This is a genomic window from Capnocytophaga periodontitidis, from assembly GCF_016126015.1.
In the GTDB taxonomy this organism is placed as follows: domain Bacteria; phylum Bacteroidota; class Bacteroidia; order Flavobacteriales; family Flavobacteriaceae; genus Capnocytophaga; species Capnocytophaga periodontitidis.
Window position 1 is genome coordinate 1 of record NZ_JAEFDB010000013.1, and the last position, 20,746, is coordinate 20,746.

Genomic DNA, 20,746 nt, shown 5'->3' on the forward strand with positions numbered 1-20,746 from the left:
GCGGAAGATACTCCCGCCCAAGCCTATATTGCGCAAGCGTTCCATTGGTTGGTGATAACTGATACTTCCATTGGTAGGTGCTCCACTGATACCTACCCATTGAGTACGAAACATTCCAAAGAGACTCCCCACTTCACGCGACCCTGTATAAGCAGGGTTAAAGAGCATCGTATTATACATATACTGAGTATATTGAGATTCTTGTTGGGCAAAAATCTCGGTACAGAATAACATTGTTAGTGCTGAAAAAACTGCTTTTTTAATCATTTTATTAAACTTTCTATACTTATTTATCTTGTTAAATTTGGAGTAAAGTCGGGCAAAGGTACATATTTTTTCGCAATAACACAGCTTCTCGTGAAAAATATTTTCACTTAGTGTTTATTTTTTCAAATATAACCAACCTATTTTTCTTTGTTTTTGATGGTTTTCATCGGTATATTCTATAAAGTAAAAATAAGTACCTATGGGTAATTCTAAAGATTTTTTAACTGTCACTTCCCCTTGTGTAAAACCTTTAAACGATTGGTTTTTATTATCATAGCCCGTTACTTCAAATACTTTAAGTCCGTTTTTATTATAAATTCGGACTATATTCTCAGGGTATTTTTCAATGCCTTCTATATGGAAATAATCATTTTTGTTATCCCCATTGAGAGAGATACCATTATAAGGAGTTAGTGAAGTGGCAGGGTTATCATCTTGAGATTGAGGAGGTATAGGAGGTGTAGGAGTAGTAGGAGTAAGCACATCAGGCACAATTACTTCAACTGTTGTAGCGTCGCAAATGGTGAGATTTTCTATACACAACTCATAATTAAGTGTATAAGTACCTGCAGGTGTATGAGTAGGCACAAGTACATCACCTGTAGCTGTATCTATGTAAGGTTCTTTATCGGTAGGTTCTTCAGCTTCGATATTGATATCGTCGTCGGGTAGTTCGATAGGGTTATCGTTGATCGTATCGTTATCCAATATATTCCCAACGATTGTATTCCCCGTATAAGTGAATGTATCGGGTGTTACCACCAAGGTAGGAGGCGGTGCGGAGGGAGGAATTACGGACACCCTCACCGTAGCACTATCACAATTAGAACGATGATGTACATCGCAAATGCGATATTCCAAAGTATATGTACCAATGGGCGTAGCTTGAGGAATAAGTACATTTCCTGCTAAATTAACTGACAAAATATAAAAATTATTACTGTCTTTGCTACCGCCAATGGCTTGGAAATTAACCAAAGAAGCATCAACCATTTGATCGCCTATACTATCGTTGTGGTATATACTTTCGGTAATGGTAGTCGTTCCTATAGTAACAGTATATGTATCATCGCGAGCTACAACAGGAAGGATCGGGATTTCAGTTATCACCACTGTAATGGTAGCCGTAGCACAATTATGTATGTCGTTCATATCACAAATGCGATATTGTAAAGTATAAGTACCCGTAGGGGTACCTTGAGGAATAAGGATATTCCCCGCTAAATTAACCGACAGAATATAGAAGTTATTACGGTCTTTGTTACCTCCAATCGCTTGAAAATTAACCAAAGAAGTGTTAGCCGTTTGCTCACCTATACTATCGTTGTGGTATATACTTTCGGTAATGGTAGTCGTTCCAACTGTAACAGTATACGTATCATCACGGGCAATCACGAGAGGTTTGCTAACAATTACTGTAACAGTAGCCAACCCGCTGCAATTATAAGGAGCTACTTTGGCACAAAGACTGTAGGTTAGCGTATAAATACCTGCAGAAGTGTTTGCCGGTAGGACAACTTCACCCGTAGAAGTAGCAATGTATGGTGCATTTGCCGATGCAGTGGTGGTGCTAATAGTAACACTCACTGTGGTTATCGATTGAGTGTTGTAACTATCGTTGGTGAGGATATTACCTAAGACAGTGCTGTGAGTCGTTGTGGTGTGAGTAAAAGTATCGTTGGCGACAGTTAATTGTATAGGGGAAGGATTTACTACTACTGTAACAGTAGCCAACCCGCTGCAATTATAAGGAGCCTCTTTGGCACAAAGACTGTAGGTTAGCATATAAATACCTGCAGAAGTGTTTGCCGGTAGGACAACTTCACCCGTAGAAGTAGCAATGTATGGTGCATTCGCTGATGCAGTAGTGGTGCTAATAGTAACACTCGCTGTGGTTATTGATTGAGTGTTGTAACTATCGTTGGTGAGAATATTACCTAAGACAGTGGTGTGAGTCGTTGTGGTGTGAGTAAAAGTATCGTTGACAACAGTTAGTTGTATAGGGGAAGGATTTACTACTACTGTAACAGTAGCCAACCCACTGCAATTATAAGGAGCTACTTTAGCACAAAGACTGTAAGTTAGCGTATAAATACCTGCAGGAGTGTGAGCAGGTAAAAATACTTCACCCGTAGCTGTCGCTATGTAAGGGACATTTGTCGATGCAGTGGTGGTGCTAATAGTAACACTCGCTGTGGTTATCGATTGAGTGTTGTAACTATCGTTGGTGAGGATATTACCTAAGACGGTGCTGTGAGTCGTTGTGGTGTGAGTGAAAGTATCGTTGACAACAGTTAGTTGTATAGGGGAAGGATTTACTACTACCGTAACAGTAGCAACCTCACTACAATTATAAGGGGCTGTTTTGGCACAAAGACTGTAGGTTAGCGTGTAAATACCTGCAGAAGTGTTTGCGGGTAGGACAACTTCACCTGTAGGAGTAGCGATGTAAGGCGCATTTGCGGATGCAGTAGTGGTGCTAATAGTAACACTCGCTGTGGTTATCGATTGAGTGTTGTAACTATCGTTGGTGAGGATATTACCTAAGACGGTGCTGTGAGTCGTTGTGGTGTGAGTGAAAGTATCGTTGACAACAGTTAGTTGTATAGGGGAAGGATTTACTACTACCGTAACAGTAGCAACCTCACTACAATTATAAGGGGCTGTTTTGGCACAAAGACTGTAGGTTAGCGTGTAAATACCTGCAGAAGTGTTTGCGGGTAGGACAACTTCACCTGTAGGAGTAGCGATGTAAGGCGCATTTGCGGATGCAGTAGTGGTGCTAATAGTAACACTCGCTGTGGTTATCGATTGAGTGTTGTAACTATCGTTGGTGAGGATATTACCTAAGACGGTGCTGTGAGTCGTTGTGGTGTGAGTAAAAGTATCGTCGGCGACAGTTAGTTGTATAGGGGAAGGATTTACTACTACTGTAACAGTAGCCAACCCACTGCAATTATAAGGAGCTACTTTGGCACAAAGACTGTAGGTTAACGTGTAAATACCTGCAGAAGTGTTTGCGGGTAAAACAACTTCACCCGTAGGAGTAGCAATGTATGGCTCATTTGCCGATGCAGTAGTGGTGCTAATAGTAACACTCGCTGTGGTTATCGATTGAGTGTTGTAGCTATCGTTGGTGAGGATATTACCTAAGACAGTGGTGTGAGTCGTTGTGGTGTGAGTAAAAGTATCGTTGACGACAGTTAGTTGTATAGGGTGCAATAAGAGGTCGTCTATAGGAATGGTTACTTCTTTTTTGATTGAGGTATAGAGGAGTGCAGCCTCGCAAGCTCCATTACCACTTTCTTCTGTGGTGTAATACACCATCTTTGAGGTAGGTACAAATGATAGTTTTTCATTGGTTTGCAACTTTAAGGTATAATCAAAAGAATCGTTTTTCTTCTTTCCTTGTGGTAACAAAAAAGTATGTTCTACCAACCCTTCTGGTAACTGAAATACTTTTTTCACGCCTCCTAATGAAAATATAGGAGTAATACCTTTAGGTAATTGCACTTTTAAATACGATTTTTCACCCGTTTGGAATGTTTTATCTTTTGTACTTATTGTAGCCTTGCCTTTATATAGTACTTCATCAGTTATTTTTCCAGTTATTTTTCCTTTTTGGTAAGACAATTTGTTTAATACTGTATAGTTAGAAACTATCTTTTTAGTTATTTCACTAACTTGAAAGAAACCTTCAGTTGAGAAATCACTTCCCCAATAAACTTGATATTGTATAGGGGTTGGTGAAAAACAATTGTCAATCTCATATTCTTGAGCAAGAGAGAGTTCAGCATCCTCTTCTTTTTTCAATAGTTTTACATTTATTTTGTACAAATAGAATCCTTTTTTAGCAAATTCTTTGGGGACTGCTGTTTCAGGAGTGAGCAGGTGGTAGTTAAGTCCTTTTTTGTAATAAAGAGCTTTGTTTTTTATGTTATCGGGATATTGTATAGATAGGTAAAACTCCTTTATATAACCCTCACCTAAATTTTTCACAGTCAATCCTCTTCTATTTTCTCCTTTGGAGCCTACCTCTATAGGATCCATTGCTGTGGTTAATTTTGGGAATTTGAGCTGGTAAAATTCTGAGGTTTGTTTTTCTACTGTTTTACCTCCAAGTATAGCTTCTACTACATCACTATAATTTACATTGGCTTTTACTTGTTTATTAAAATTTCTATGAATTAAAATTTTCACAACACTTTCGGGGGCAGCTGTAATTATAAAAATAGGTTGATTAGCTGTAGAAGTTGTTGTTTTTTCTATCTTGACAGAAGTTTTTTCTTGTTGAGGTATTTCTATTTTTGAATAGCTTATCCCTTCGGGAAAAGAAACTTTTAAGCCCACTGAGGTCTCTCCTTTAGGTATTTTTACTTCAACCACTAAAGGAGTGGCAAACTTTGACATAGCAATATGAATAGATGTATTAACAGTGAGTTTATTGATAATATTCTGGCTATGAACAGTGCTTATTAAAAAGAAAAGCAGTAGAGTGTTCATAAATATTTGCATTTTCCTACACATTTTCTCGTATCATTTAATAAATACGGTGCAAATATAGGAATTTTTCATTAACAAAACAACAAAAAACATTAAATATTTTTTATCAATATTTAACAAGTATTTTTTAATCAACGATAAACTCTACACGTTTATTAGCCTGATGTTCTTCTTCGGTACAAGGTACCCCTTTTTCACAACCATTTACCAACTGGGTAGCCCCATAACCTTTGGCGGTGATACGATGGGAAGCAATCCCTTGTTTGATAAGCCATAGTTCAATAGATTTGGCTTGTGTTTCAGTGAGTTCTCTGTTGTATTTATCGTTTCCTCTACTATCAGTATGTACTTTTACAATGATATTTAAGGACGGGTTTTCTTCTAAAAAAGCGACTATTTTAGCCAATTGTACAGCGGCATCTTTACGGATATTAGTATGACCAAAATCGAAGTGAATATTATCAATATTGAATATATTTGCGAGATTATCACCTTTGTTCACCTCAAAAACATTAGGGAACAAGGTATATACTTTTTGTTGAGCTGTAGTTAAAACAATAGGCTGACTCATCAGTTCGTAGTTAGGTTTTTGTATTTCGATATAGGCTTCTTGGAAGTTAGGATATATTTTATTAACAGAAAAGACGAAAAATCCATTTATATCGGTAGTATCGGTGAGAGTTTCGCCATCAGCATTTATTAAAAGGATTTGTGCCCCCTCTACTACAGTTCCTTTCTCGGCATCAGTAACTAATCCCATTAAATCATTTGGGGTTGTATTGGGGTGTTTAGTAAAAAGCAATTGCATTTTATCATCAAAGATATTCATTTGCTTTTTAGCTTCGCTATTTTTATTAGTTTTTTGCAACAATACAGCATAGCGATAATGCTCTATAGGTTCTAATTGGTAGCCTATCCCTCTCATCAATTTTTGGTAGTATTTAAGTGCTTGCGCCTCGTTATGAGTACTGTAGTAGTAGTTCGCTAAACGCGTAACTACTTCTTGTGTTTCATAACCACGCTCTACTACTTTTTGATATAGTTGAGCGGGAATCACTTGAACTTGAGCTGTAGCCAAAGTAAGATTGACCAATAACAGCCATAATAGTTTTGCTTTCATATTATTATATCTTTCTTTCCGACTACAAATATACAAAAAATAAATGAAAGTTGTATCTATAAAAGTAAAAAACACCTCTAAAAGTATTAATTTAGAGGTGTTTTTTGAAAAATTCATTAAGGTAAGCCTATACTTTTAGAAAAGTATGTAAGTTAAACCAAATGCTGCGTGGCTTCCAAAGAAGTTGTTAAACTCATTGATGTTTACATTAAATTCATTAGCAGCTTCACTATTTTCAGGCTTAAGAGATTTGAATGATACCACATCAGCTAAAACAAAGTTGATAGCAAGTTTAGGAGTTACGAAATAATTAACACCTGCTCCTACTCCAATACCAAATTGTGTGTATTTGTCTTTTTCAGTACCACTTGCTCCTTGTCTTCTAGGGAAATTTAAAGATGCACCACCTTCACCATACACTTTGAAACGTTTTCCTAATTCAAGGAAGTAGTAACGTCCAAAAACATCAAAACCAAAAGAGGTGTTCTTACTTACTTGGCTTCCATTACTTTTTTGTTTTTCACTTGTAATGATCAGTCCTGCACCCAAAGCAAACTTATCAGTTAGGAAGAATCCTGCCTGTGGAGTAAATGTAAGTGTATTACTTTTTGTTGATCCTACAGAGGTAGAATGAATCTTAAAGTTACCGTCTAAAAAAAGATTACCTTTTTTAAAGCCAAAATCGCCGTCCTGAGCTGAAGCAATGCCAAAAGCAAATACGGCCACTAATGATAAAATGATTTTTTTCATCGTATAAATGTTTTTAGTTAAAATTTATAACGCAAAGATAAATCTTATTTTTATATCTACCAAATAAAATGTAAAAAATTTTATACCATTTTTATAAAATGTTTGAAATACAACATTTTATAATTATACAGTAATTATTTTTTTTTACATTTTTTAATAGGCTTTGGCAAATAGTACACGTTTAGCAGAAGGTTTACCCGAATAAATACATACTCCGGCTTCTTCTTTGGTATCCAATGGAATACAACGTATAGTTGCTTTTGTTTCCTCTTTGATACGTTCTTCCGTTTCAGGAGTACCATCCCAGTGAGCTGAAAGGAAACCGCCTTTGGTTTCGAGTAACTCTTTAAATTCGTCATAGCTATTTACTTCAGTAATATGGGTGTTACGATACTCTAATGCTTTGCTATAGATATTAGCTTGTATATCCTCTAATAGTTGCTGGATATGTGCTACAATTTGATCACCTGTTACGGTTTCTTTGGTAAGGGTATCGCGACGAGCTACTTCAAAAGTATTATTTTCTATATCGCGTTGCCCTACGGCTAAACGTAGAGGCACTCCTTTAAGTTCGTACTCGTGGAATTTAAATCCAGGAGACTGAGTATCGCGATCATCGAATTTTACACTAATACCGCGTTTTTTAAGTTCTTCGACTAAAGGTTGTATGTGAGTGCGCACTTTCTCTAATTGTTCTTCACCTTTATAGATAGGTACAATCACTACTTGTATAGGAGCTAATTTAGGAGGTAAAACCAATCCGTTGTCATCACTATGGGTCATAATCAAAGCCCCCATTAGGCGGGTGGAAACACCCCAAGAGGTCGCCCATACATATTCTTGTTTACCCTCTTTGGTAGCGTATTTCACTTCAAAGGCTTTAGCAAAATTCTGACCTAAGAAGTGTGAGGTTCCTGCTTGCAAGGCTTTACCATCTTGCATCATTGCCTCTATACAAAATGTTTCATCAGCACCTGCAAAACGCTCACTTTCAGTTTTTAGTCCTTTTATCACAGGCACTGCCATAAAGTTCTCTACGAAAGTAGCATAGACGTTCATCATTTTTTCAGCTTCTTCAAGAGCTTCGGCTTTGGTAGCGTGAGCGGTGTGTCCCTCCTGCCATAGAAACTCAGCGGTGCGCAAAAACAAGCGGGTGCGCATCTCCCAGCGCACTACATTTGCCCATTGGTTGATGAGTATTGGCAAATCACGGTAAGACTGAATCCAGTTTTTATAAGTACTCCAGATAATTGCCTCGGAAGTAGGGCGTACAATTAGTTCTTCTTCTAATTTAGCTTCGGGGTCTACTATCAATTTACCTTTTTCATTAGGGTCGGTTTTGAGACGATAGTGGGTTACTACCGCACATTCTTTAGCAAACCCTTCAGCATTTTCTTCTTCAGCTTCAAAATAACTTTTGGGAACAAATAGCGGAAAATAGGCATTGGTATGCCCCGTTTCTTTGAACATACGGTCGAGTTCTGCTTGCATTTTTTCCCAAATAGCATAGCCATAAGGTTTGATTACCATACAGCCACGCACGCCTGAACTTTCGGCTAAATCGGCTTTTACAACCAATTCGTTATACCATTTAGAATAGTCTTCACTACGTGATGTTAAATTCTTGCTCATATATTTTTTAAACTCTTTTATAGATTAGCAGTTCTTCTTCTTGTTTTTGATTTGTGAGGAGTAACGTTAGTATGCTTTGTTTTGTAGTAATACAAACATTTTTCTATGTAAAAATCATTTTGATTGCGAATGAGCCCCGCTACATTATCGTTGAACCAAATTTCGGCTAAACTCGCTTTGAGATATTTGGAAATATCGGCTATATTTCTGTTAAAATCTATTTGGATACGCCTATTTTTCAAGAAAGCGGCAAAGGCTTTTAGCATTTCTTTTGATATTTTATAATCGGTGATGAAATACGCTTTAGAGGGTCGTCTGTTTTGTGATGGGTGTTTATCTAAATACTCAAACAGAAAGAAATTAGTAAGCCCCGAATTGAGTACCTCGTTCACCATATAAGTTTCGGGTTTCATATCTATAGGGACATACACATCGGGGTAAATTCCACCACCTCCATATACCACTTTCCCTTTAGGGGTGATAAACTTCAATGAATCAGGGATAGAAGCTTCATCTATTTCAAAACTTCGGCGCTGGTGGCGCAAGTTATAAGGTTTTTGGATAGAACGCCCTGTAGGGGTGTAGTAACGGGCAGTGGTGAGACGTACTGCTGAACCATCGGGTAAGGGCATTTCGCTTTGTACCAATCCTTTACCAAAAGTTCGACGCCCTACAATCACTCCCCTATCGTTATCTTGCAAAGCTCCCGCTACAATCTCACTGGCAGACGCACTATTCTCGTTTACTAAGACGAATAGAGGTTTATTTTCAAAAAGACCACCATCAGTAGCATAAGTTTCTTCAATTTCTTTGCGATTGTTTTTAGTAAATACAATCATCTTGTTCTTATGCAGAAACTCATCGGCAATTTGTATACCTACATTGAGGAACCCACCTGAATTGTTTCGCAAGTCTAAAATCAAACTGTTAATACCTTCTTTTTCTAAGGCTTTCAAAGCAGATGTAAATTCATCGGTAGTGGTTTCGGCAAAGCGATTCATACGAATATAGCCCAGTGTATCATTCACCTTGTAGAAGCAATCTATACTCCTAATAGGGATAAACTTACGCTCTATAGACAATTTGAAAATACTATCACTGCTTTTGCGGTAGATTGTCAAATCGACTTTAGATTCCATTTCACCTTTGAGGATATTTTTGATTTTATCGGTGTTTAAATGTTTTTTAAACAGCGTATCACGTCCAGCCATCAAGATACGGTCGCCAAAGCGGATACCTTTGTGCATTGCATCGCTCCCTTCAACAGGTTTGATTACAGCAATTGTATCATTATACATATAAAAGCTAATGCCTACACCGACAAATTTACCACTCATTGTTTCGGCTACCTCTTGAATATCGTTTTTAGAGATATAGGTAGAATGAGGGTCTAACTTGCGCAAAATGCTATTAATCGTAAGATCGACGATGCTATCGGTATTTACCTTATCCACATAATCTTCCTCAATATAATCTATAAGTTTACCGAGCTTTACCTTATAAGGATTTTCGGGTACCGTATCTATATCGGTGATAGGCATAGGCACGGGAGGAGGCGGTTTGGGAATATAGAAGTTCGCTAACTGACGACCTAATATAAGCCCCAATGCCAAACTTAAACCTATAAGAATTGGGAGTATGTAGAGTTTGTTTTTCATTGAATGATATTATTTGCCAAAGGCTTTAATCCCCTGTTTGAGCCATTTGTAAAACTCATCGGGGTCGTCGGTATCGAGGGTATAACCAATAGGGGCTACCAAGTTCTCTCCTTGGTGATTCATCAACACATAAAAAGGTTGAGTGTTAGCTTTATACTTGAGAGTTTGAAATTCACTCCATTTTTGCCCAATAGTTTTAATCATCTTGCCCTCTCTGATTTGCGATGGTTTCACCTCGCTCTCAGGGAGTTCTCGTTTGTCGTCTACATATAATGAAATCAATACCACTTCATTTCTAAGGGCATCGAGTACTTGAGGATTAGGCCATACGTTTTGTTCCATTTTACGGCAGTTCACACAAGACCAGCCTGTAAAATCTAACATTACAGGTTTATTCACTTGTTTGGCATAAGCCAATCCTTTTTCATAATCATCAAAAGTAACAATATTGTGAGGTTTGAATAAGTGAGCTCCTTCAGGTAGCGCGCCTTCTTCTACCCCAACGGCTCCTTTACCTACTCCATATGGCGATTCGCTGTAGTGTTGTGGGGGAGGAAAAGCGTTGATAAGGTTCAGAGGGGCACCCCATAATCCTGGTATCATATAGATAGTGAAACTTAAAGTCAGTAGCCCCAAAATGAGTCTCCCTACTGATATGCGGTCAGAAGCATCATCGTGTGGCAAACGTATTTTGCCAAATAAGTATAACGAAAGGGCACCAAATATTGCTATCCAAATAGCGATAAATACTTCGCGTTCTATCCAGTGGTATTGTACCACTAAGTCAGCATTCGATAAGAATTTAAATGCCAATGCCAATTCCAAAAATCCCAATACTACTTTCACAGTGTTCATCCAACCACCTGATTTGGGGAGTGATTGCAACCACCCTGGGAAAGCCGCAAATAGTGCAAAAGGCAAGGCTATAGCTAATGAAAAACCAAACATTCCCATAATAGGGGCGATACCCCCTTGCGAGGCTGCTTGTACTAATAAAGAACCTACTATAGGCCCTGTGCACGAGAAAGATACAATGGCTAAGGCCAACGCCATAAAGAAGATACCTACAAAACCACTGCGGTCGGCTTGGGCATCAATCTTAGTACTCCACGAGCTGGGTAAGGTGATTTCAAAAGCTCCTAAAAATGAGATAGAAAAAACTACTAAAATAAGGAAGAATATAAGGTTAAATAAAAAGCTACTTGAAAATGCGTTTAGCACATCTGCCCCAAAGATAGCAGTTACTACCGAACCTAATAACACATAAATCACAATGATAGAGATTCCATAGATTACAGCATTTTTAATGCCTTTAGCTTTTGTTTTGCTCTGTTTGGTAAAAAAGCTCACCGTCATCGGTATCATAGGGAAAACACAAGGAGTGAGCAAGGCTGCAAAACCAGCTAAAAACGATAAAAGGAATATCGTCCAAAGACCTTGATGTGAGATAGGGGTAGTTGCAGGAGCTTTTGGTGTTGTTTGGCTTACAGTAGTTGCAGGAACTGTATTATTTGCATCGGTATTATTACCAAAAGTAAACTGAGGAGTTGCCCCTTGGTTAGCAGTAGCTGTTCCTGAAAGGAAAAATTCTAAATCCACAGTATCAGGAGGGAGACAGTTGCTATCGTTACAACTCATAAACTCAACTTCAGCTTTGATAGAAGTAAGTTCGCCCAACAGTTTGATGCGTTGTTTGAAAACTGCTTGTTTATAGAAATAAGCAATTTCCATATCGAACACCTTATCGTGTTTTACTATGGGTTTAGACTCTTCTGTTTTTCCTACTAACTCAAAAGTAGGTGTTTGGGTGTATTTAAAGGAGGTAGGTACCGGTCCGTTAGGTGGGATGTTTTGTCCGTAGAGTTTCCAACCTGCCTCAATGGAAGCTGTTGCTACCAAATAATATTCGTTATCGTTGATTTTTTCAACCGCTGTTTTCCATTTTACAGGGTTGTGTATTTGAGCATTTGCTATAGTTGCAAAAGCAATAAGCAGTAATGTAATGAGTTTTTTCATTTGGTCGTTTTATTTAAGGGTGCAAAATTACAACAAAATAATGATATAGGCAATAACAAGCTTTTATAAAGTCTTAAAGCCTCTAAGTTACTTACTTAGTAATTGCTAACAATCCTAATTTACAAAAGTAATTAACGTGAGTTCAATATAATTAATCACTTAACAATCAGCAAAATATTTTTAATCTCCCACGAATTTCACGAATTTACACGAATTTGGGACTGTATAAAACTCTTCGCTTTATATTATCTCACGAATTTTCACCTTACGGTGAATTATTTTGTGAATATATTGTGATACTTTAAAAGTAATTGATTATCAAGGTTATCAACTTTGCCAAAGGTCGTAACACGACGAGCAATTAAAACTTTGGCAAAGTGTAGCAACACAAAAGGTTTATAATAGTAGGGCTAATTGCTATTAGCCCCTACAACATACCTAAAAAGCAAGTCTCGCCATATAGAAGCCATCGTAACCTGATTGATGTGCAAATATCACTTCTTCAGCCTCTAAACGAAAATCTTTTCCGGCTTCTGAAGCTAAGAATTTTTCTACTTGTTGGTGGTTTTCACTCGGCAATATAGAACAAGTTGCATAGACGAGTTTTCCTCCTTTCTTAAGTAATTTACTATACTGTTGTAAGATTTCTTGTTGGGTAGCGCGTATCTCATCTAAAAACTCAGGGCGCAATTTCCATTTGGCATCGGGGTTGCGGCGCAATACTCCCAAACCACTACAAGGGGCATCGATAAGCACACGGTCGGCAGTGCTTTGCAAGCGTTTGAGCTGTTTAGGGTCTATCAGTTTGGTTTCTATGTTGAAAGCTCCATTACGGCGCGCTCGGCGTTTGAGTTCTTGTAACTTCTGCTCATAGATATCCATTGCAATCACCTGACCTTTGTTTTGCAATAGGTTAGCTATATGGAGCGTTTTGCCTCCTGCCCCAGCACAAGTATCGATTACACGCTTCACGTTGCTATCTATCATCATAAAAGGAGCAACTTTTTGAGAGGAAGCATCTTGCACTTCAAAGAGACCATCGGCAAAGGCTTGAGTTTTAAAGATATTGCCGCGTTCTACTAATTGCAACGCATTAGGATAGTCACGCAAGGGATAAGTAGCCACTCCTTCTTGTTGTAAAAACTGTTGCAAGCGTTCCAAAGAAGTTTTAAGGATATTGACACGCAACACTACAGGTGCTAAACTATTGAGAGCGTGGAGTTCGTTATTCCACAAGTTTTCTCCTAACTCTTGTACTCCCAAGGAATCTAACCAATCGGGGACTGATTCGCGGAGTTTTCTGACCTTAGAAAGCTCATCAAACTTGCCTTTGATACGACGGGCAGGGGTATCCTCAAAGTAATTTCCCCAATCGGGCAAAGTAATACTTTTTAGGGTTGCCCACACGGCAAACATACGGCGCAGGTTATGTACTGTAAAGGGTTCGTGTACTTCTGCTATTTCGGCATAAAGACGTTTCCAACGCACGATGTCATAAATAGTTTCGGCGATGAAAGCTCTATCACGAGCGCCCCAACGTTTATCTTTTTTGAGTTGTTTTTCAACTACTTTATCGGCATATTGCCCTTCATTGAAGATAAAGGTAAGCCCCTCTATCACGGCATCAACTAAGTTTCTGTGTAATTTCATTATACTAAAAATGAGACGGCAATTTTTTTATTACCGTCTCTTTTTTGAAGGGCGAATTGCAATTCGCCCCTACAATATGATACAAAAGTAATTCTAATTTATTTAATTAAAAGAGCTGAGCAGTAAAGGTAAACAAGAAGTTACCATAAGTAGATTTGATTTGAGCATTATCAGTAAGTACACGATCGTACATTTGGTATAGGTTAGTTTGTTTAGCAATATCATAAGAGGCATCTAAACGAATACCACCTAAAGTAACTCCTGCTCCAAACGAATAACCTGTAAGGTCACCTACAGTAGCTATAGCTTTGCGATATGGACTTTGCTCGTAACGATAACCTGCCCGAAGGCTTACATAGTTAGTAGTTGCTGGATTATCTTTGAGCAGTTGGAAAGGAATACGGAACTCTCCTCCTATGCGCAAAGTAGAAGTGTCACCTAAATCATTATTGAAAGCTGTGTTATAGCCTTTCATATTATTACTTGTGTATTTCAGGTTTTCATAAGCTTTATAAGTATAATCTACACTCAGGATAGCTCTTTTCATTATAGTATAAGCAATACTTCCCGTCCAAGCGCTGGGGGTGCGGAATTTATATTCTCGTTCGTACCAAATTTCATCACCATAGCGATTTATAAGGTCTATATCGGTATCCATTTCCTTCCCAGTATTTGTATTGAGTACTGTTGCTTTCAATTCTTGGTGAGATTCTTCTTTCATTGTATACCATGTAGGTGATTGGTAACTAACTCCTAAACGCAAATTTTCAGTAGCTTTTATAATTGTTCCTAATTGTAATGAAAACCCCTCTCCTTTTGTATTGATATATTGTTGATGATTTGCATAGCGCAAAAATGGATTAGCTGCTTGAAAATCATTATCTCTTAAACTATAAAAAGCTTTTTCATTGATATTGTGAAAATTCAAGTTTAACCCTAAGTTAATAAAATCACCCAACTGTGAGGCAAAGTTGAAATTATACTTATTGGCATAACCAGAACGCTCTACTTCATAGAGCTGTAATCGTTCTAAAGCATCGCCATTTGCGTGATAGGCAGTTTCAGTAGCAGCTCCAGAGTTAGGAGATATCACCTGACTTAAAATTCCTAAATAAGCCATTTGAGCTGCATAACCTTGTCGTTTACCTAATGTAGCGAAGAATTCTCCTATATCTCTTTGATTATTTGCTGTAACGCGGTCGGGACCACCAGAAAAAGTGCCTAAAGGAAAAGGATTTCCGTTGTTGCCATTTGTAGCATAATCAAAAAAGTAGTTATCTATTCCTCGACGATTATAGGCTGAATAAGAGAATTTATCATTATCTAACACTTTTGTTTGTAGATAATTAAATCCGAAGCTTATTTTTTTCCAAGTTTCTGAAACATTAGGTAGTACAAGCACTATTCCAAAATGATTTAGATTAAAATCATTTTTTGTTTGTTTACTACTTCTATCAAGAAAAGTAATATTTCTCTTGTGATTATTATTAGTTAAAGAAAATGAAATTTCTGATCCACTAAAAATAGCACTCCCAGCAGGATTGACATTAATAGCTGAAAAATCACCTCCTAATGCTCCAAAAGCACCACTCATAGCTTTAAAACGAGCTGTTCCTGTAAGATCTTCTGTTCCATAACGAAAGATATCGGTATATTCTTGTGCTTTTACATTAGCTACTAACAAAGAAGCTCCTAAAAATAATATGTAATTAATTCTTTTCATTTGTTTAATAGTATTTATCGACGGTTAGAACTTCTGTATCCTTCATTAGAAGAAGAGCCACTACTATAATTACCTCCTCCACTACTGTAATTACCACTTCCCGAGTTACCATAGTTAGAACTTCTACCAGAATTCATTCCTGAGTTCATAGAGTCGTAATTTCTTCTGTTTTCATAACCTGTAGGAGGTGTATTGTATTGTTGTTGACTTTGGTAAGAGGGTCGTCCGCTATAATTAGTGTTGTTATTGTAGTAACCTTGACTTTGTGAGCGATTATAAGAGCCCCTACCTTCTTCATAACGATTAGCATTGCTTCTGTAATTGTCATCTCTTATAATAGCGCGCCCTCTACCACTATATTCTCTTCCATAAGAGCCTCCAGGTTCATAATAGTAATCTCTTGGACGGTAATAGTAATCATAATATCCTCTGTAATAAGGATAATAACCGTAAGGATAGCCATAATAAGGATAATAGCCATAACTATACCCATAATAAGGATAATAGCCATAATAAGAATAATAGCTATAGTATGGATCATAACCATAGTAAGGGTAGTAACCTCCATAGTAGTAGTTATCCCAATAAGGGTCGTAATAACTACCCCAACCTAAAGATAGACTCCAACCAGAACGATAAGAACGGTAGTATGGATAATTATAATATCCATAGTAAGGATTTGTCCAACTGTGATTGTAGACATTTACATTCACTTGTGAAGGGTTAGAACCCCAACCGCCATAAGAAGAAGTTCCTGAAGCATAGGCATTAGAACGGTAGCTATTTACATCGGTAAAATGGGTAAAACTGCTATCGACAGCAGGATTTTCATACTGTTTGGCTTTATCTCTAAAATAGCTATTATAACCATTGTCGGCATAGCGATTTTCGGGTGGATAATCATAACGTTGAGGAGGCATTTCTCTCTCTACATAACGTGGCCTTTCGGGCACGGGGTCGTTATAAATGCCATCGGCATAGTAGTAGCCGACGCAAGAAGTGAATGTGAATGAAACTACGATTGCCAAGACAAGTTGTTTCACTACACTTGTAAGTTTTGCATTCTTTTTCATAGTCATTTTTATTTTAGTTAATAGAGATGAGTTAATAGTTTATAGTCACAAATCAATTTTTATGCCAAATTCTTTTTGTTTTCAGTCTTCAGTTTTCACTTCTTTGAGTTGAGTTCCCCAAAAAAGAACTTTCTCTCCAAAAGTTTCGGCAGCTTGTTGTAAAAGTTGAGGAATGGTATTTTCAATAAAATGCATTAACTGAGCGGGAGATGAGGTTTCACAATGTACTGCATAATGTTTTTCGGGAGCGTCTAACAATTTGAATACTCGTACTTTTTCTATAGTTTCTGAGGCTTTTACTATTGGTAAATAAACAGATTGCAGCCAATCTTGCCAAGATAAAAACACCTCATCATTCACTACCATCGTTAAATTGTATACATACATAACTGATTTATTTTTTGCAAAGATAAGAATTAATTTGTAACTTTGCCGGCAAATCACCAATAAATTAAAAACGTATGGCAAGCATTCGCATTTTAAAAAAAGAGATCAACTATGTGTTGGGAGATATCATTGACGCTGTGTATTTCACTGGCAAGATGGGCACTGAAGAAGGTAAAGCTCTTGTAGGAGAAATACTAAATGATTTTGACTCACTTATTGATAAAGTAGCTGATAAATCAGTAGAAAACAGAGGAGTTCATCTCAAACAAGTAAGAAGAGAGTTTGAAGAAAAAGCAGCTATCTTGATTGGAAAACTCAACGCCTTAGCGTAATTTCACTTTGCTAAAGTCATAATCTGCCTTTAGCAAAGTTTTTTAATAACAAAAAGAAAACAATAATGAAAAAAACATTACAATACATTCTTATCAGTGGTGGTGTAGTACTGCTTTCAGGGTTCTTAGTAAACGCTATGTCGGTTAAAAAAGAAGATAATAATATTTTTGAACAAGCTGAAGCTGAACTAACTGAAAATCCTCTTGCTGTTGAAGATGCTGCTCACCACAAAGATGATTTTTTTGATAATTATAGAGTTTACGCTATTGACTTACCTGAAAAGTTAGATTTTGCAGGTGAAAAAGTGCCTATGGATGACCCTGATGTATATGAACGATTAGACCGAGAATTTCTCGTGAATGTTTATTGGCAGTCCAACAGTTTATTGTTATTCAAGCGCGCTAACAAATATTTCCCCATTATAGAACCTATACTCAAACGCAATAATATTCCCGATGATTTTAAATACTTAGCTGTTATAGAAAGCGGGCTCACCAATGCTGTATCGCCCTCAGGAGCTAGTGGTTTTTGGCAGTTTATGAAAGCTGCCGCCCAAGAGTACAGTTTAGAGGTAAGCGATCAAGTAGATGAACGTTACCACCTAGAAAAAGCGACACAAGCAGCTTGTGATTACCTGAATAAAGCTAAACGTAGTACGGGTTCGTGGACAATGGCGGCAGCTGCCTACAACGCTGGTGTAGCAGGAATGAATAAACAGACTACTTTTCAGCAAACAAACAACTACTACGATTTGTACTTAAACAGTGAGACTTCGCGCTATGTATTCCGTATTTTGGCAGTTAAGGAAATAATGAAACACCCCAAAAAGTATGGATTCATTTTTGATAAAAAACACTTATACAACGAATTTCCTACTTATAATGTAATGGTAGATAGCACCATAGAAAATCTTACTGATTTTGCTAAAAGCCAAAACGTAACTTACAAAGAGTTAAAAAATTACAATCCTTGGCTACGTGATAGAAAACTTGACAACAAAGATGGCAAAACCTATTACATCAGGATTCCTAAGAGATAGGGATTAGGAGATAGGAATTAGGAGTTAGGAGCTGAAAATTAGAAATTAGAAATTTGCAAGTTTTCTAATCCTTTTTCTTTGGGGGCAAATTGTTTTAATACTTCTGTATTACCATTGGCAAGCCAAAGGTGTTGTGGTATTGCTGTTGTATCTTCGTTGAGCAAATGGTGTTGCAACAGTATATTTCTCGTTTGTTTAGCAACAGCATAGCCCGAATCTATAACTTTGATATGAGCTGGAATGAGTTGTTGTATCTGTGGTAACAAATAGGGATAATGGGTACAGCCCAATACTAAATAATCAATACCTAAGGCGACCATTGGCAAAAGGTGGCGGCGCAACAATTGAGTCATTTCGGGGCTTTCTATACGTCCTGCTTCTATAAGGTCTACCAGCCCCTCGCCTACTTGTTCTATAATTTCGACTTGTTCTTCTTGTTTTAGATGCTCGCTTGTTTTGGCAAAAAGATCGCTCGCAAGAGTGCTACGGGTAGCTAAAACCCCTATTTTTTTTGTTACACTCTGTAAACTTGCTGGTTTGATAGCAGGTTCGATACCAATAAAAGGCACATCCTTATACTTATTCCTCAAATATGAAATTGCATTAGTAGTACCAGTATTACAAGCTACTACTATAATTTTAGCTTTTTGAGCCAACAAAAATTGAGTATTGGCATCACAGAGTGCTATGATTTCTTCCTTAGTTTTTTCTCCATAAGGAGCATTCTTATTATCAGCTAAAAAGAGAGTACTTTCATTAGGCATTAGGGCATTAACTTCCTTCCAAATAGTAGTTCCTCCTACCCCTGAATCAAACAAACCTATAGGAGCAGTACGAAATGTAATCTCATTCATTTTTCTATTATTATTTTATATCTATGATAGTGCAAAAATAGAAAAAAGTGTTCAGATAGGGAACACTTTTTTCTGTAAAATAAAACCATTTGTAATATGTAATTCTTCAATTAGAAGCCTAATTTCTTTTTCACACTGCTGTAGAGGTCTTCACCAGTAGCAACAATCACGCTTGAACCAGCACTTGAATCTAACACATATTGCAAGCCTTTTTCTTTAGCGATATTTTCGATAGCAGTTTTTACTTTTTTAAGCAATGGTTCTACGAGTTCTTGTTGTTTTTTTTGCAAGCTTTCAGCAGCTGTTTGTTGAGTTTTACGGATATTTTCTTCCATTGTTTTTATTTCCTCAGATTTTTTAAGGAACTCAGCCTCTCTTGCTTTTCTTTGAGCTTCGGAGAGAGCAGCATACTCATTGTCGTATTTTTGAGCTTTAGCTTGCAATTCTTTGATAGCAGCTTGAATGTCGTTCATATAGCCTTGCTCTAATTTTTTTAACTGAGCTTCAACTGACTTTCTTTCAGGCATTTCTTCCAAGAGTTTTTGCACATTTATATGGGCAACTTTCACTTGTGCAGTGAGCATTGTAGTAGCTCCGAAAAATAGAGCCAATGCAATCATCAATGTTCTAATGTTTCTCATCATCTTGTTTGTAATATTAGTTATTTTAAAATTTTTACTTAATTTGTAGTGCGCGTTTGAGTTCGCACTTCTTGTTGTTTTTGCAAGCGTTCTGCCTGTTCTTTTTCGCGTTGTGCTTTTAGTGCTTCACGCTCTTGTTGCATTTTCTGTACACGCTCAGCTTGTTCTTTTTCACGTTGTGCTTTTAGTGCTTCACGCTCTTGTTGCATTTTCTGTACACGCTCAGCTTGTTCTTTTTCACGTTGTGCTTTTAGTGCTTCACGCTCTTGTTGCATTTTCTGTACACGTTCTGCTTGTTCTTTTTCGCGTTGAGTTTTTAAAGCTTCACGCTCTTGTTGTGCTTTTTGTTGGCGTTCCGCTTGTTCTTTAGCGCGTTGTGCTCTAAAGGCTTCGCGTTGTTGTTTCATTTCCTCTGTTTTGCGCAAACGCTCTTGTTCATACTGTACGCGGCGTTCTTCACGTGCTTTTTCGGCTTCTTTGCGTTTTTTCACACGTTCTTCCACAAACTCAAAATCATAACTTTCTTTCAAGAGTTCTGCCATATCCTTATTACGGTCGGCAGCATTATCTTTTTTCTTCAAGGCACGGAGTACTACTTTGCTAAGATTGTGTTGTTCATTAGAGAACAACATAGTCGCATCGCTTTTTTCAAATATAAAGTCGTACTTACGCATTTTTCCTATTTCTTGGACTATATTGAACACTTGGTCTTGAATAGGTTTGGCGAGCAAGAACTTTTGATTGATATACTCTCCATTTTTAGCGTCAAATTTCTGTTGTTTATAAGCATTGAGATTATATTCCATCAAAGCGATTTCCTCTTCCTTATCTTTTATCAATTCGGGGGTGAGCAAAGCTTTTTCAGCTTCTAACTTATCTTTTTCAGCTTGTATTTTAGTTTGTCGTTTTTCTATTTCTGCCTGCCATTGTTCTACTTGCAATGCAAACTGTTGGTTTGCAACCTTGTAGTCTTCCAAATTAGCCAAAATATAGTCCATATCCACATAGCCTATACGTGAAGGTTTCTGTGCGAATGAAAGTGTTATTGTTGCCAATAGCACTACAAAAAGAACTGGTAACTTTTTCATAGAAAATATCGT

At 37.4% G+C, this 20,746-nt stretch carries 16 protein-coding genes; 2 read left to right on the forward strand and 14 right to left on the reverse strand.

Annotation, left to right across the window (positions count from 1 at the left end; translation table 11 throughout):
• The 11 genes from I7X29_RS13420 to I7X29_RS13470 all read right to left on the reverse strand — a co-directional run.
• Positions 1-267, reverse strand: a 267-nt coding sequence (locus I7X29_RS13420; RefSeq protein WP_198475363.1) for a type IX secretion system membrane protein PorP/SprF, incomplete at its 3' end; no start/stop codon positions are given.
• A 114-nt stretch (positions 268-381) separates the two neighbouring features.
• The gene (locus tag I7X29_RS13425) at positions 382-4,770 is read right to left on the reverse strand and encodes a gliding motility-associated C-terminal domain-containing protein (protein ID WP_198475365.1); all 4,389 of its coding nucleotides are present in this window, start codon (positions 4,768-4,770) and stop codon (positions 382-384) included.
• A gap of 127 nt (positions 4,771-4,897) precedes the next feature.
• Positions 4,898-5,890, reverse strand: a complete 993-nt coding sequence (locus I7X29_RS13430) for an OmpA family protein (protein WP_198475367.1) — start codon at positions 5,888-5,890, stop codon at positions 4,898-4,900.
• A gap of 135 nt (positions 5,891-6,025) precedes the next feature.
• Entirely contained in the window at positions 6,026-6,640 is a 615-nt protein-coding gene (locus I7X29_RS13435) for an outer membrane beta-barrel protein (RefSeq protein ID WP_198475369.1), read from the reverse strand.
• A gap of 153 nt (positions 6,641-6,793) precedes the next feature.
• On the reverse strand, positions 6,794-8,272 hold the full coding sequence (gene proS / locus I7X29_RS13440; protein ID WP_198475371.1) for a proline--tRNA ligase: 1,479 nt from the start codon (positions 8,270-8,272) through the stop codon (positions 6,794-6,796).
• A gap of 17 nt (positions 8,273-8,289) precedes the next feature.
• Entirely contained in the window at positions 8,290-9,930 is a 1,641-nt protein-coding gene (locus I7X29_RS13445; protein WP_009412804.1) for a S41 family peptidase, read from the reverse strand.
• A gap of 9 nt (positions 9,931-9,939) precedes the next feature.
• Positions 9,940-11,946, reverse strand: coding sequence for a protein-disulfide reductase DsbD family protein (locus tag I7X29_RS13450; protein ID WP_198475373.1), 2,007 nt, complete (start codon positions 11,944-11,946; stop codon positions 9,940-9,942).
• Between the two features lie 438 nt (positions 11,947-12,384).
• On the reverse strand, positions 12,385-13,596 hold the full coding sequence (locus tag I7X29_RS13455) for an RsmB/NOP family class I SAM-dependent RNA methyltransferase (protein ID WP_198475375.1): 1,212 nt from the start codon (positions 13,594-13,596) through the stop codon (positions 12,385-12,387).
• Positions 13,597-13,702: 106 nt separating this feature from the next.
• On the reverse strand, positions 13,703-15,319 hold the full coding sequence (locus tag I7X29_RS13460; protein ID WP_034555380.1) for an OmpP1/FadL family transporter: 1,617 nt from the start codon (positions 15,317-15,319) through the stop codon (positions 13,703-13,705).
• A 14-nt stretch (positions 15,320-15,333) separates the two neighbouring features.
• Complete coding sequence (locus I7X29_RS13465; RefSeq protein ID WP_198475377.1) at positions 15,334-16,392, reverse strand: hypothetical protein; 1,059 nt, start codon at positions 16,390-16,392, stop codon at positions 15,334-15,336.
• Positions 16,393-16,473: 81 nt separating this feature from the next.
• Complete coding sequence (locus I7X29_RS13470) at positions 16,474-16,779, reverse strand: DUF4286 family protein (RefSeq protein WP_198475379.1); 306 nt, start codon at positions 16,777-16,779, stop codon at positions 16,474-16,476.
• A gap of 74 nt (positions 16,780-16,853) precedes the next feature.
• On the opposite strand from I7X29_RS13470, the gene I7X29_RS13475 reads away from it, so the two are divergent.
• Both I7X29_RS13475 and I7X29_RS13480 read left to right on the forward strand, forming a co-directional pair.
• Positions 16,854-17,111, forward strand: a complete 258-nt coding sequence (locus I7X29_RS13475; protein ID WP_198475381.1) for a hypothetical protein — start codon at positions 16,854-16,856, stop codon at positions 17,109-17,111.
• A gap of 65 nt (positions 17,112-17,176) precedes the next feature.
• On the forward strand, positions 17,177-18,151 hold the full coding sequence (locus I7X29_RS13480; RefSeq protein WP_198475383.1) for a lytic transglycosylase domain-containing protein: 975 nt from the start codon (positions 17,177-17,179) through the stop codon (positions 18,149-18,151).
• A 38-nt stretch (positions 18,152-18,189) separates the two neighbouring features.
• On the opposite strand, the gene murI is transcribed toward I7X29_RS13480, so the two are convergent.
• The 3 genes from murI to I7X29_RS13495 form a co-directional block, all read right to left on the reverse strand.
• Positions 18,190-19,005: a glutamate racemase gene (gene murI, locus I7X29_RS13485; protein ID WP_088593951.1), complete on the reverse strand. Its 816-nt coding sequence runs from the start codon at positions 19,003-19,005 to the stop codon at positions 18,190-18,192.
• 110 nt (positions 19,006-19,115) lie between these two features.
• Entirely contained in the window at positions 19,116-19,649 is a 534-nt protein-coding gene (locus I7X29_RS13490; RefSeq protein ID WP_009412813.1) for an OmpH family outer membrane protein, read from the reverse strand.
• Between the two features lie 35 nt (positions 19,650-19,684).
• The gene (locus tag I7X29_RS13495; protein WP_198475385.1) at positions 19,685-20,734 is read right to left on the reverse strand and encodes an OmpH family outer membrane protein; all 1,050 of its coding nucleotides are present in this window, start codon (positions 20,732-20,734) and stop codon (positions 19,685-19,687) included.
• Positions 20,735-20,746: the final 12 nt, after the last annotated feature.